We start from the raw sequence: 13016 nt of genomic DNA on the forward strand, positions 1-13016 counted from the left end.
GAATTTATGTTAGATGTTAAAAATGTAAAAAAGCAATTTGGTGAAAAAACAGTTCTTGAGGATGTTAGTCTGACGGTGAATAAAGGAGATGTTGTTGTTATTCTGGGCCCTAGCGGTTCGGGCAAGACAACTTTTCTTCGTTGTCTCAATCATCTAGAAAGAGCTGATCAAGGACAGCTGACCTTGGATGGCCAAGCTTATGACTTAGCGACATTGAATCGTAAAGAAGTCTTAGATATCCGTAGAAAAACAGCCTTTGTCTTTCAACACTATAATCTTTTCGCCAATAAGACTGCTCTGGAAAATATTTTAGAAGGTTTAATTGTGGCTAGAAAGGTCCCGAAGGCAGAAGCGGAAAAAATAGCTCAGGAAGCTCTGGAAAAAGTAGGTCTATTGAGCTATAAAGATTACTATCCTAGTCAGTTATCTGGAGGACAGCAGCAACGTATTGGAATTGCGCGTGCTGTTGCGGTCAAACCTGACGTTATCTTTTTTGACGAACCAACCTCAGCTCTTGACCCTGAATTAATCGGTGATGTCTTAGGTGTTATGAAACAGCTGGCTGATGAAGGAATTACTATGATTGTAGTAACCCATGAAATGAGCTTTGCTAGAGATGTAGCCAACCATATTGTTTTTATGGATGGTGGGCACATTGTTGAGCAAGCTCCTCCTAAAGAATTTTTCCTGCACCCCAAAGAGGAAAGAACAAGGCGTTTTCTAGCTCGTATCTTATCTGATAGTTCCTATACTATTGATGAACTTGCTTAATAAAACTAAACACCTCCAATAGTTTAGAGCTATTGGAGGTGTTTTTAGAGACTATTATAATCTAAGTGATCTCTTATTTGACAAACATGGCATCGCCAAAACTAAAGAAGCGATAATGTTCCTGAATTGCATGTTGATAGGCTTCAAAGACAAATTCACGTCCGGCGAAGGCTGAAACAAGCATGACTAAGGTGGACTTTGGCAGGTGAAAATTGGTCGAGAAGGCATCAACCAGTTTGAACTTATAGCCGGGTTTGATAAAGATATTGGTCCAACCAGAGTCCGCCTGAATCCGGCCGTTAAATTTATTGCCGATGGTTTCTAGGGTTCGGATGGAAGTCGTTCCAACAGCAACGATTCGTCCTCCCTTAGCTTTGACATTGCGAAGAGTCTGGGCAGCTTCCTCAGAGAGGCTGTAAAACTCAGAGTGCATCTCATGTTGATCCAAATTCTCAACGGAAACAGGACGAAAGGTGCCTAGGCCGACATGCAGGGTCAGCTCAACTAATTGAACCCCCTTGGCCGCAATTTTATTCAGTAGTTCTTGAGTGAAATGAAGACCAGCTGTAGGGGCTGCAGCTGAGCCATTTTCTTTAGCATAGACGGTCTGATAACGCTCATGATCTTCAAGCTTTTCGTGGATATAGGGAGGAAGTGGCATCTCCCCTAGGCTTTCCAGAACTTCTAGGAAAATTCCATTATAGCTAAATTCGACAATCCGTCCTCCATGGTCTAATTCCCTAATAATGACTGCAGTCAGTCGGCCATCTCCAAATGAAATTTCTGTTCCAACTTTTAGGCGTTTAGCTGGTTTGGCTAGCACTTCCCATTGATCTCCCCTTGTATTTTTGAGGAGAAGAAGCTCCACATGACCATGTGTATCAGACTTTTCGCCATAGAGGCGGGCGGGGAGCACACGGGTGTTGTTCATCACGAGGGCGTCTCCGGGATTGAGTTCGTCAACAATGGCATCGAAATGGGTATCAATCATGCGGTGTGTTTTAGAATCTATAACTAGTAATTTTGAACTGTCACGCTTCTCCAAGGGTGTCTGTGCAATGAGTTCTTCAGGCAAATCAAAATCAAAATCGTTTGTATTCACTGTTTTCTCCAAATTTTTTAATTTATAAGCCTTCCTATTATATCATGATTGACTCTTATCAGTCATACTTATTTTATTTGGAATCATTATAAACAAATGTTATAATATTTTTAAGTAAATAAGAATGGTTCTAAATAAAGATAATAAAGCTGAAAGAAGGAACTCGCATGGCTATCAGAACTTATGCAAAATCGATTGTTTATGGTGGTATGGATGGGATTGTCACAACTTTTGCAGTAGTAGCAGGATCAGTCGGAGGTAATTTAGGGATTACACCGATTATCATTTTAGGTTTTTCAAACCTCTTGGCGGATGGTTTTTCAATGGCAGTTGGTGATTATCTAAGCTCTACCACCGAAGAAAATCATGATAGAAGTCATGCTTTTAAGAATGCCGGTGCGACCTTTCTTTCTTTTAATTTATTTGGTCTAATTCCCTTGCTCTCTTATATTTTAATCAATGTAGTGAACCTCTTTCAACATCATACTTTTTGGATTGCCTGTTTGCTTGTCTCAGTGGCATTAGCTTTGCTGGGTTTGGTTAAAGCTCTAATTACAGAGACCCATAAAGGAAAAGAAATTCTTCGGACTCTATCAGTTGGTTTGCTTGCCGCCCTATTTGCTTACTATATTGGCCAGTTTTTGGGATATCTAGCAGGTACGCTATAGATGAAACTTACTTAAGATACCCTTTACTATTATACTGCTTATATCAAGCATTTTTGTCTGCTCTTTTTCCACATTTTATTTGACAAAAATTGGTATATACCATATAATAAAAGAAAAACTGTATAGACCAATAAAGGAGAAAAGTGATGAAAGTTATTACCGTTTCTAATCAAGTTGAAGGTGGGAGCCTTGCTTTTTCATTACTCAAAGAAGCCCTTGATGCTGGCGCAAAAACCCTGGGATTAGCCACTGGTAGTAGTCCTTTGACTTTTTATAAGGAAATTGTTGAGAGTGATTTGGATCTTTCTAATATCATCAGTTTCAATTTGGATGAATATGTTGGTCTGCCTGTGGAACATGAACAGAGCTACCATCATTTTATGCAGAAGCATCTTTTTGTAGCCAAGCCCTTCAAGGAAACTTTCTTACCCAGTGGTTTAGCCGAGGACTTGACAGCTGAAATTAAACGTTATGAAGAAGCTCTAGCAGAGCATCCTATTGATTTCCAAATCTTAGGAATCGGTCGCAATGGACATATTGGCTTTAATGAACCAGGAACAGCCTTTGACAGTAGGACGCATATCGTTGATTTAGCCGAAAATACCATTGATGCCAATAGCCGTTTCTTCTCTAGTTCTCAAGAGGTCCCTAGACAGGCTCTTTCTATGGGGATTGCCTCTATTATGGCTTCCAAGCAGATTGTGCTAATGGCCTATGGTTTTGAAAAAGCTCAGGCAGTTACGCAGATGGTTGAGGGTCCAATTACAACAGCTGTCCCTGCCAGCATTCTGCAAAAGCATTCCAATGTTACCATCATTGCTGATCAAGCAGCAGCTAGTAAATTATCATAAAGATGAAAATTCTTTAAGCTTATGATAAAGAGAATTATCACTAATATAAGAAGGAGCAAATTATGATTATTAATGGAATGCTTCTACAAGAGTATCCACTGTTAGATGAACTTCTCTATCAGGTAATCTTTTTACCCAAAGATTCACAAGCACCAGAATAGAAGTATTATATAGTTGCCGGAATTGCAAGTTTACATTAAAGATTTTGGTAACTTAAGAGATGATTATGCTATGGTGGCGGAAGTCGATTGTGCAGTCTAGTCAGGGATGTGAGTGATTACGGCCATTTAGACATTTCCCCCACCTTAGCTAGCCATATAGGCACTATTTCTATTCTTAACATTTGGGTTAAATATCGTAGATATTCTGCTGGAAGTCAGAAACTTCCAAATACTTGAGCAATTAACAAACTTATTGGCTGATGGTTGACTCTATATGAATATGCAGCATCTAACAAAAGCTATAGAGAGTCAAGAAGTTATGGATAAGTTGCTTTCTAACTCTGCTGTTATTATATGTGTTAAGTTTATCAAATTTAATGATTAGATAACTTCATTGTTATCTAGGCAGTACAGTGAAGAAAACTCAATTGTTAAAGATAATAGAAATTACTATGAGATGAGTAAGAAGAAAAAAAGAAAGCAACAGCCTCAAAAATTAATCAATTTTGACTATTTAAAAGAAAATAAGATATCCGAGAATGTTGCTTTTTGGATTGTGATAGGCAATTAGTCATTCATTTCTTTATAGGATTTCCGATTGATTTTTATCACAAGAATTTATTACAAGGGTTTGTTAGTTTTTTTAATCGATTCACTGTTTCAAATTTAATGATAAATGTTTTCTTCTTAAGTCTTGGAGTAGTTTATGTTTTACGCTTCATAGCTATTAGGAAAAAAACAGAGGAAGAGAAGCAAAAATTCTGGTTCTTCTTCATAATAACAAGCTGAACTATGTTTATTATGAAGAATATTTGGTTGTTATTCATTTGTATCGGTGTGGCGGATTATGGAGAAGTTATCGAAGAACCATTTTTCACCTCTCCTTGACCAAGAAATTTTTTTATTTTACTTTTAAATGTCTCTCTTTCATTTGTCAGTTGGCTAACTTATCTAGTTGGCTGTAGAAATCTTAAAAAGCAGAAAAAAAAGACGCTCTAAATGAGAAAGTTGTTTGTGTGAATGGAAAGGAAATATAGTAAATGTGAGGGTATTGGTAAAACTCGCAATTGTATGGAATGACTGAATCGTCTGAATCTAAAATTGTATCTCACTCCTGCATCCTAGTGATGCGGGATTTTTTATTAAGAACTTTTTGCAATCGGTAACAAGATTGGACAAATAATTATAGCAAGTCATTTTCCTAATCATTATTTTATTCGATGCTTCAAATAAATGTCTGTTGCTATGGACAAGGATTTGTAAAATACTTACAATAAAAATTGTTATGATAATACTATAAAGGAGGGAGTAGAAGTGTATGATGACTTTGAAAAATAAAGGTCAAGAGCTCATATATCTACTGCTAACACAAAGGGATTTTATGACTTCTGATGTTTTGGCACAGAAGCTTCAGACCTCAACAAAAACGATTTACAGATGGGTAAAAAGTATCAATGAAGACTTATCTAATGGGCCTCTTATTATTTCTGAGAAAGGAAAGGGATATAAGCTGGATTATGACCAATATCTCTTATTGGATAAGGCAGGGTCCCCTGCCGAGTACTCTCCTAAACAAAGACGGAGTAAACTCAAACAGTTATTGTTATTGCAGGCTCCTCAACCGGTCTCTGTATTTGACTTAATGGCTGAACTTTTTGTTGGCGAGTCGGTCCTTGTGTCTGATGAGAAATTGATTGCTCAGGATCTAAAAAAATTTGATTTACAGCTAATACGAAAAAAACGAACGCTGGCAATTCAGGGAAAGGAGGAAAATATTCGTCATGCAATTCTTGAGGGTCTTCAGCATGATCAGATTGTCGATTTCATTGATTTAAAAGTACATTCAGACCTCAATATTGATGAAAAGGATGCTGCTTTTATCCTTTATCAGTTGGAATTTATTGAACGAAAACTTTCAAGCAGTATCCCCTACCCTTACAACATTAATATTTTTCTCCACCTTTATATTTTAATGCAACGCATTCGCAAATCGCAAACACACTTGGCAGATGGCGGAAAGGAAAATTTAGAAGATGCATCAGCTATTCTATTAGAATCTGCTACAGAAGTTATTCAGCATTTGGAAACTTATTTGGACCTTCCTATTCCTAAGATTGAAGTTCATTACCTCTATCAATACCTGTCAGCTTCCAGACTACAGGAAACGAGTTCTAAAGAAATTCTTTTTTCCGAGAAAGTAAAAATGATTACACAGACCTATCTGAAGCTGATGAACCAAAAGTGGCCCTTTGATATAAATAATAAGGATATTTTTATTGACTTGGCTAACCATATCGAACCTATGCTCAAACGTCTGAAGCAAAAGATTATGATTCATAATGGTTTATTAAACCAAATTAAATTGATCTATTCAGAAATTTTTGAAAGGGTTTGTCAAACATCGCACGAGATTTCTCAGCTCTATCAACTCTCTCCAATTTCGGATGATGAAAATGGTTTCATCACACTTTATTTTGCAAAATTATTGGAAACAAGTAGTCGTAAGCTCAAGACTCTGATTGTTTGTACAACAGGTATCGGAATTTCAGAATTATTGCGGGCTAAAATTAGCAATAGCTTTTCCGATTTAGAGATTGTTGATGTTATCGCGTCCAGAGAAACGAAACACTTGGAAGAGAATTATCCTGCTATTGATCTGTTGATTTCAACTATCCCACTTCAATTACCAGCGTCTTATCCTTTCTTATTGGTAAGCGGTATGTTCACGCTTGAAGATCAGGAACGTTTGCGGCAAAAGATTGGAGAGATCAAAAATGAGCAGTGAGTTAGTCAAGAAGTTATTTATTGAAGAGCCCCTTCATAATCCTAGTGAAGTCTATCACTTCTTGGCAGAGCAGATTGCCCCTTTTAGCAATCAAGAAGTGATAGAAAAATTACTAGCCCGTGAGCACTTAGCAAATATTCAGATTTATCAACAAACCATTTTACCCCATCTTGAACTGCGGGAGCTTGAGCGAAGTCAGCTTCTTATTCTTAGGTTACAAGACCCTATAATATGGGACGAGGACATGGGAGAAGTTAAATTGATTATTTGTCTGGCTTTAAAGGTTGGAGAGGTGGAGAAGGTTAAAAGGCAGATTAGGGATTTTATGATTCATCTAGCCAATGATGCTTATCTCGAAGAATTATTGCAGGCTGAAAAAATTGATATTGAAAAAATTTAAGACTGAGAGGACAGAAATATGAAAATTGTTGGAGTAGCAGCGTGCACCGTGGGGATTGCCCATACTTATATTGCCCAAGAAAAACTAGAAGCAGCCGCTAAAAAAGCAGGCTATGATGTTAAAATCGAAACTCAAGGAACCATTGGTATTGAAAATGAACTTAGTGGTCAAGATATTGCTGAAGCGGATATTGTTATTCTAGCGATTGACGTTAAAATTTCAGGTGAAGATCGCTTCCAAGGGAAAAAAATAGTCAAAGTCCCTACCGAGGTTGCCATTAAATCTCCTAACAAGCTGATTGCTAAACTGGCAGAAGTAGCCACACAATAAGAGAAAGGATAGATTATGGAAGCAAAAAATGCGATAAATCCAAAGCTCATCAATACGCATTTATCGGTAGAAACGAAAGATGATATCTTACAAAGCCTATCTGAGTTATTTTTAGAAGAAGGAAAAATTGCAGATTGTCAGGATTTTATCAAGGATGTTTATGAACGTGAGGCCCAAGGTCAAACAGGTATTGGAAATTTTGTAGCTATCCCCCATGGTAAGAGTGACTCTGTTGTGGCTCCTGCTGTAGCAATAGGTATTAACGATAAAGAAATTCCTTGGGAAAGTCTGGATGGTCAAGGAGTTCGAGTTGTCATTTTATTTGCGGTAGGATCGGATTCGCAGGCAGCCAAGGAGCATTTAAAACTACTCTCTCTTTTTGCTAGAAAACTGGGCAATGACCAAGTTGTTAAAGGCTTGTTAAAGGCCAAAAATCCGGATGATATTTTAGCGGCGTTTTCATAAATAGGAGGATGAAAATGAAAGAACTACTGAAAAAAGCAAATTTTAAAGAACACTTACTGACAGCTATTTCCTATTTGATTCCCATTGTCTGCGGTGCGGGTTTCCTAGTAGCCATCGGTATGGCTATGGGGGGTCAGTCTCAGGATGCCTTGGTTATGGGAAAATTTACTTTTTGGGATGCGATGGCTACAATGGGCGGTAAAGCACTCGGTCTACTCCCAGTTGTTATTGCGACAGGAATCTCTTTTTCCATTGCTGGGAAACCAGGTATTGCTCCCGGATTTGTTGTTGGGTTAATCGCTAATAGTATTAGCGCAGGTTTCATCGGTGGAATTCTTGGTGGTTATATTTCAGGTTTCTTGGCACTTTATATTCTGCGCAATCTTAAAGTTCCTAATTGGGCCAAGGGCTTAATGCCGACCCTGATTGTTCCTTTCGTAACAGCCTTTGTCAGCAGTTTGATTATGATTTATCTAATCGGTGGCCCTATCGGTGCCTTTACGACCTGGTTGACAACGGCTTTGAAGGGACTAAGCTCATCCTCACGTATCGTTTTTGGGGCAGTAGTTGGTATTCTCAGCGGAGTAGACTTTGGTGGACCGCTCAATAAAACTGTCTATGCCTTTGTGTTGACCTTGCAAGCTGAAGGAGTAAAAGAACCTTTGACAGCCCTTCAATTGGTTAATACGGCAACTCCTATCGGTTTTGGTTTGGCTCATTTTATTGCTAAATTGATGCGGAAGAATATCTATACGAGGGACGAAATTGAAACGCTAAAATCGGCTGTTCCCATGGGTATCGTCAATATTGTTGAAGGGGTCATCCCAATTGTCATGAATAATTTGATTCCTGGCTTAATTGCGACAGCAGTCGGTGGTGCAGTAGGCGGCGCGGTATCTATGACTATGGGAGCTGATTCTTCTGTACCTTTTGGTGGAGTCCTGATGATTCCTACAATGACACGCCCGCTGGCTGGTATCTGTGGTCTACTGATCAATATTTTAGTGACCGGTCTTGTCTATGCTCTGATAAAAAAACCTGTAGCTGAAGAAGAAGTCATCCAAACAAGCTTAGAAGATGAAGAAGATATTAATCTTGATGATTTAGAAATTTTATAAGAAAGTTGAGGCAGTACAGATGTCAGCAGTTGAAATATCACCTTCTTTGATGTGTATGAACTTAGATAAATTTAAAGAGGAGATTACCTTCCTTAATGAACATGTAAGCTCTTATCATATTGATATTATGGATGGTCATTTTGTTCCCAATATCACGCTTTCACCCTGGTTTATGGGAGAGGTAAGAAAACTCTCTAGGCTGCCTTTGTCAGCACATTTGATGGTTACCGATCAAACCTTTTGGGTAGAGCAAATGATAGATCTCAAGTGTGAGTGGATTTGTATGCACGCAGAAGTCCTTAGTGGTTTAGCTTTTCGTCTGATTGATCAAATTCATGATGCCGGTTTGAAAGCAGGGGTGGTCCTCAATCCTGAAACAGACGTTACAGACATTTTCCCTTACATTGATTTATTGGATAAGGTCACGATTATGACCGTAGATCCAGGTTTTGCGGGTCAGCGATTTTTAGAGCCCATGTTAGATAAAATTGTTCAATTAAGAAAATTGCGGGCTCAAGCTGATTACCACTATCTCATTGAAATGGATGGCTCATCCAGCCGAAAAACTTTCAAACGAATTGATCAAGCAGGACCGGATATTTACATTGTAGGTCGCAGCGGACTCTTTTCTCTAACAGATAATATAGCTGATTCTTGGGCCATCATGCGTAAAGATTATGAAGAGATGACAGGTAAGAAATTAGAATAGTTGACTTTAGCTTAAAGAACTGCAGGATTTTAGTATTAATCTTATAAATTGAGATATAAGAAAAACACTTCTGTTGAAAATCAGTAAACTGGAAAACAGAAGTGTTTTTTTGGTCAAAAATTTATTAATTTCAATGTGTTTGGGTATTGTCAAAATAAAACGCTTTTCAATCTGGCCCAATTAAGCCTTATCGTCCATTTTTTCTAAAAGTCTGTCAACTTTTTTAAGTTTTGGTAACTGTGTTTTGTCAACAGGGATTCCCTTTTTGATGACCAGACTAATAGTTTTTAAAGCTTTGAGATTTTCAAGAGGATTCTGCTCTAGCAATATAACATCCGCTATTTTACCGACAGCAATTGTACCATATTCATCTTCTACTCCCAAAATGTGAGCATTCCCACTGGTAGCCATTTTAAGAACGTCTTGATTGCTAAGTTTTCCAAGTTTTTTACAGTAAACTAGTTCTCGCCAGAAATCGTAGTGAGTCACTAGCGTCATAGAAGCATCATTGCCAATGCCAATAGTAATATTATTTTGGAGAGCCTGATGAAAGCCCTTAAGCATTCCCTGATAAATAGCCTTCCCATTTTGATAAACCAATTCAGTGACTCCGAGATCTTTTCTGGAAAGTTTAACAAAAGGAATAGCTGGTGAAAAAGTGGGAACAAGTACACTATATCCTCTGTAAGCTTTAGGATTATTTTTAAAGAGCTGTATTATTTCCTCATCCATGCTAAAACCATGTTCTATAGAGTCAACACCTGCCTTTAAAGCAATTCTGATGCCTTTCGTACTTTCGGCATGGGCTGCCACCAAAATATCGTGCTTATGTGCTTCTTGACAAATCGCCTCGACTTCTCCTAAGGGGATTTGGACTTGACCCGCTTGACCTAAAGCCTTAGCATCAGTAACGCCGCCTGTAATACAGATTTTTATCCAATCAACTCCACTTTCAATATTTTGATGGCAGTTTTGAATATAGTCGGAAATAGAGGTACTTTCTCTAGCAACAAAAGGGGTACCATGTCCATCTTTAGCGCTTAGCATAGGCCCTGAAGCCTTTAAGGTTGGCCCTATAAACTCTCCATGATTTATTTGTTGGCGCAGCAGGATGTCTTGATAGAGTCCTTCACCCACGACTCTAATCGTTGTAACTCCTGTTTGTAATTCGGTTTGGGCGTTTTTTCTCATGATAGAGCGCAACCAGTTTTTACCTAGTTGGGTATTTATAAGACGGAAAGTCAAGTGCTTTAAAAAAGGGGTTGAGGGAGCAGATAAGGCATTTCCGTTTCCAAAAAGATGAGCATGGAGATTAATGAGTCCAGGCAGAACAAAGTGATTGTTTCCTTCAATAATATGATAATGTTCAAAATCATCTGGAAGAACAGGACTGATTTTTTCAATAATACCCTGTTTATTTATAAAAATATGCGTCGAATCAATAGCAGCTGTTTCTAAATGAATTAACCGAACATTACGGATTATTGTTGCAGACATAACATCTCCTTAAAAAATATGTTGATAAATTATCGTTTTATAGTTGGCTAGATTATAAAATAATGATGAAGAGAAATCAAAAGTCTACTGTTTTTATCTAGAAGAAAGAAAATTATATTTTAAGCTCTCCTATAGTGTGTATTTAATTCTTCAATTCTAGATTTTGTTAATGTAAGATTTTTGGCACTAACTGTCATAAAAATGTCATTGATTGTCCTATGCAGAGGAGTAGTCCTTGATTTATAATTTTCCGTAAAGGAGAAAAAGATGTCTAAAGTGATTTTACTGACAGGGGCTTCTTCGGGGATTGGCTATCTAGCAGCACAAAATTTAGCTCAGGAAGGGCACAAAGTTTATGGTGCGGCCAGACGTTTGGAAAAAATGGAAAATCTGAAACAAGCTGGTGTTCATCCGATTTACCTTGACCTTACAAAGGAGAAGACAATAAAACAAGCCCTTGCAGCGATTATTGAAAAAGAAGGCAGACTTGATATATTAATCAACAATGCAGGCTATGCTGCTTATGGTGCGCTTGAGGATGTTCCCCTTGAGGATGCTAGAAAGCAATTTGAAGTTAATCTTTTTGGTCTGGCCCGTCTGACTCAAGCAGTTCTTCCATATATGCGAATTCAGAAGTCAGGGCGCATTATCAATATGTCTTCAACAGGTGGCCGTATAACGACTATTATGGGGACTTGGTATCACGCCTCTAAATATGCTCTTGAAGCTTTGTCTGATGGTCTTCGTATGGAAACCAAGTCATTTGGCCTTGAAGTTGTTCTTATTGAGCCGGGTAGTATTAAAACACCTTGGAGTCAGATTGCCACAGAGAACTTACGAGCTTTTGCAGCTGGCGGTGCTTATAAAAAAATAGCAGAAAAGGTCGCTCAGAGAATAGAAAAACTATATTCAACCGCCTTTGTTTCTGAAGCTGATATTGTAGCAAAAAAAATAGTCAGAATCGCCAATGCTAGGCGGGTTAAACCACGTTACCTTGTCGGTCGTGGTGCCAAAGCGATTGTTTTTCTGCATACAATCTTGCCTGTTAAGATATTTGACTGGTTGGTCGTCAAGAGTTTGACTTAAGGCTATTATTTTTAGACAATAAGATTATGAAACTTATTATTACGAAACAATTTCAGAGCTTTTTAAAAGGATTGGGAATAGACTTTAGGTTGATTTTGCAAAAAGCGCAGCTGTCTAACAAGCTGTGGCAAGAAGAGCTTATCTATAATGCTCAGGATTATTATCGCTTTATAGCGACTTTGGATAAGCTGATTACGGATGAAGCTCTATTGGCCTTGAGCAAGGTTGAAAACATTAAGATGTTTGTACCAGCCTTTTTTGCAGCCTTGTCAAGTCCTAATGGTTTGACAGCCTTACAGCGATTTGCAAAATATAAAAGCTTGGTTGGTCCAGTAGAAGTGCAGATTCATGAAAAAGGGGATGAAGTTACTATTAATTGTGCCTATTTTTCATCACAGTTACCGATTCCTCGTATGTTATTGCTGCAAGAACAGTTGCTTCTTTTAAGTCTCTTACGAACGGGAACAGGAATTCGGATTCTTCCTCGCCAGATAAATTCTCCCTATAATTATGGAAAACTCCTTGAAAATGAAGTTGGCATTCTGCCGCAAAAGTCTAAAGGAAATATGCTGGTATTATCAAAGATAGATCTTGAGAAACCTTTTATCACTGAAAATAATGTCATGTGGTATCATTTAAAGCCAAGTCTTAATCAGCAACTTTCTCGGCTTGATAATGAGGGGAATTTCACTCAGACAGTTCAGGACGAGCTGCTGTCTGCTATTCCCAGTAGTCAATTTTCTCTGGCAACTATAGCTGACAGACTGGGGATCAATGCCCGTACCCTGCAGCGTAAATTAGCTGCTGAAAATACAAGTTTTAAGGAAGAAGTCTTGCACATGCAAAAATCCATGGCTTTATCTTATCTTGATTTACCCATGTCGGTTGACGAGATTGCTTATTTAGTAGGCTACTCAGAAAGATCTAGTTTTCTGCGTGCTTTTAAGAAGTGGACCGGCAAAACATTGACACAATATAAAAAAGGAGAAAAACAATGACATCGGCACTGCACCCACATAATGGGACAGAAGAAAAACACATTTATGCGGCCAGTTTTCTGTACTCTACAGGAG

Annotated in this window: 13 protein-coding genes; 11 read left to right on the top strand and 2 right to left on the bottom strand. The window is 38.1% G+C overall.

Annotation, left to right across the window (positions count from 1 at the left end; all coding sequences use genetic code 11):
• The first annotated feature begins 6 nt into the window (after positions 1 to 6).
• Entirely contained in the window at positions 7 to 771 is a 765-nt protein-coding gene (locus ACFOSE_RS08895; RefSeq protein WP_380432571.1) for an amino acid ABC transporter ATP-binding protein, read from the top strand.
• 73 nt (positions 772 to 844) lie between these two features.
• On the opposite strand, the gene queA is transcribed toward ACFOSE_RS08895, so the two are convergent.
• Positions 845 to 1873: a tRNA preQ1(34) S-adenosylmethionine ribosyltransferase-isomerase QueA gene (gene queA / locus ACFOSE_RS08900; RefSeq protein ID WP_380432573.1), complete on the bottom strand. Its 1029-nt coding sequence runs from the start codon at positions 1871 to 1873 to the stop codon at positions 845 to 847.
• 167 nt (positions 1874 to 2040) lie between these two features.
• On the opposite strand from queA, the gene ACFOSE_RS08905 reads away from it, so the two are divergent.
• The 8 genes from ACFOSE_RS08905 (at position 2041) to alsE (ending at position 9360) form a co-directional block, all read left to right on the top strand.
• On the top strand, positions 2041 to 2541 hold the full coding sequence (locus tag ACFOSE_RS08905) for a VIT1/CCC1 transporter family protein (RefSeq protein WP_380432575.1): 501 nt from the start codon (positions 2041 to 2043) through the stop codon (positions 2539 to 2541).
• 146 nt (positions 2542 to 2687) lie between these two features.
• Positions 2688 to 3392 carry a glucosamine-6-phosphate deaminase gene (nagB, locus tag ACFOSE_RS08910; protein WP_380432577.1) on the top strand — a complete coding sequence of 235 codons (705 nt, stop codon included), beginning with the start codon at positions 2688 to 2690 and terminating at the stop codon, positions 3390 to 3392.
• A 1479-nt stretch (positions 3393 to 4871) separates the two neighbouring features.
• Positions 4872 to 6338, top strand: a complete 1467-nt coding sequence (locus tag ACFOSE_RS08915; protein WP_380432578.1) for a BglG family transcription antiterminator — start codon at positions 4872 to 4874, stop codon at positions 6336 to 6338.
• The gene (locus ACFOSE_RS08920; RefSeq protein ID WP_380432580.1) at positions 6328 to 6738 is read left to right on the top strand and encodes a PTS sugar transporter subunit IIA; all 411 of its coding nucleotides are present in this window, start codon (positions 6328 to 6330) and stop codon (positions 6736 to 6738) included. The genes ACFOSE_RS08915 and ACFOSE_RS08920 overlap by 11 nt, the downstream gene beginning before the upstream one ends.
• Positions 6739 to 6756: 18 nt before the next feature.
• A complete protein-coding gene (locus tag ACFOSE_RS08925) occupies positions 6757 to 7068 on the top strand; it encodes a PTS fructose transporter subunit IIB (protein ID WP_380432582.1) in 312 nt (103 codons plus the stop codon).
• A gap of 15 nt (positions 7069 to 7083) precedes the next feature.
• Entirely contained in the window at positions 7084 to 7533 is a 450-nt protein-coding gene (locus ACFOSE_RS08930) for a PTS sugar transporter subunit IIA (protein ID WP_380432584.1), read from the top strand.
• Between the two features lie 14 nt (positions 7534 to 7547).
• Complete coding sequence (locus ACFOSE_RS08935) at positions 7548 to 8651, top strand: PTS fructose transporter subunit IIC (protein WP_380432586.1); 1104 nt, start codon at positions 7548 to 7550, stop codon at positions 8649 to 8651.
• 19 nt (positions 8652 to 8670) lie between these two features.
• Positions 8671 to 9360, top strand: coding sequence for a D-allulose 6-phosphate 3-epimerase (alsE, locus tag ACFOSE_RS08940; protein WP_380432588.1), 690 nt, complete (start codon positions 8671 to 8673; stop codon positions 9358 to 9360).
• A gap of 180 nt (positions 9361 to 9540) precedes the next feature.
• Here the strand turns inward: alsE and ACFOSE_RS08945 are convergent, their stop codons facing one another.
• Positions 9541 to 10857, bottom strand: coding sequence for a metal-dependent hydrolase family protein (locus tag ACFOSE_RS08945; RefSeq protein WP_380432590.1), 1317 nt, complete (start codon positions 10855 to 10857; stop codon positions 9541 to 9543).
• A gap of 267 nt (positions 10858 to 11124) precedes the next feature.
• On the opposite strand from ACFOSE_RS08945, the gene ACFOSE_RS08950 reads away from it, so the two are divergent.
• The gene (locus ACFOSE_RS08950) at positions 11125 to 11943 is read left to right on the top strand and encodes an oxidoreductase (RefSeq protein WP_380432591.1); all 819 of its coding nucleotides are present in this window, start codon (positions 11125 to 11127) and stop codon (positions 11941 to 11943) included.
• 26 nt (positions 11944 to 11969) lie between these two features.
• Positions 11970 to 12941, top strand: coding sequence for a helix-turn-helix domain-containing protein (locus ACFOSE_RS08955; protein ID WP_380432593.1), 972 nt, complete (start codon positions 11970 to 11972; stop codon positions 12939 to 12941).
• Positions 12942 to 13016: the final 75 nt, after the last annotated feature.

It is taken from the genome of Streptococcus dentapri, from assembly GCF_042649885.1.
GTDB classification, from domain to species: Bacteria; Bacillota; Bacilli; order Lactobacillales; family Streptococcaceae; genus Streptococcus; species Streptococcus dentapri.

What these genes read in the sequence shown, in the direction of transcription:
- ACFOSE_RS08905 (WP_380432575.1), top strand. Translation starts at nt 2,041, where the DNA reads ATGGCTATCAGAACTTATGCAAAATCGATTGTTTATGGTGGTATGGAT.
- nagB (WP_380432577.1), top strand. Translation starts at nt 2,688, where the DNA reads ATGAAAGTTATTACCGTTTCTAATCAAGTTGAAGGTGGGAGCCTTGCT.
- ACFOSE_RS08925 (WP_380432582.1), top strand. Translation starts at nt 6,757, where the DNA reads ATGAAAATTGTTGGAGTAGCAGCGTGCACCGTGGGGATTGCCCATACT.
- ACFOSE_RS08930 (WP_380432584.1), top strand. Translation starts at nt 7,084, where the DNA reads ATGGAAGCAAAAAATGCGATAAATCCAAAGCTCATCAATACGCATTTA.
- alsE (WP_380432588.1), top strand. Translation starts at nt 8,671, where the DNA reads ATGTCAGCAGTTGAAATATCACCTTCTTTGATGTGTATGAACTTAGAT.
- ACFOSE_RS08915 (WP_380432578.1), top strand. Translation starts at nt 4,872, where the DNA reads ATGATGACTTTGAAAAATAAAGGTCAAGAGCTCATATATCTACTGCTA.
- ACFOSE_RS08955 (WP_380432593.1), top strand. Translation starts at nt 11,970, where the DNA reads ATGAAACTTATTATTACGAAACAATTTCAGAGCTTTTTAAAAGGATTG.
- ACFOSE_RS08895 (WP_380432571.1), top strand. Translation starts at nt 7, where the DNA reads ATGTTAGATGTTAAAAATGTAAAAAAGCAATTTGGTGAAAAAACAGTT.
- ACFOSE_RS08935 (WP_380432586.1), top strand. Translation starts at nt 7,548, where the DNA reads ATGAAAGAACTACTGAAAAAAGCAAATTTTAAAGAACACTTACTGACA.
- ACFOSE_RS08950 (WP_380432591.1), top strand. Translation starts at nt 11,125, where the DNA reads ATGTCTAAAGTGATTTTACTGACAGGGGCTTCTTCGGGGATTGGCTAT.
- ACFOSE_RS08945 (WP_380432590.1), bottom strand. Translation starts at nt 10,857, where the DNA reads ATGTCTGCAACAATAATCCGTAATGTTCGGTTAATTCATTTAGAAACA.
- ACFOSE_RS08920 (WP_380432580.1), top strand. Translation starts at nt 6,328, where the DNA reads ATGAGCAGTGAGTTAGTCAAGAAGTTATTTATTGAAGAGCCCCTTCAT.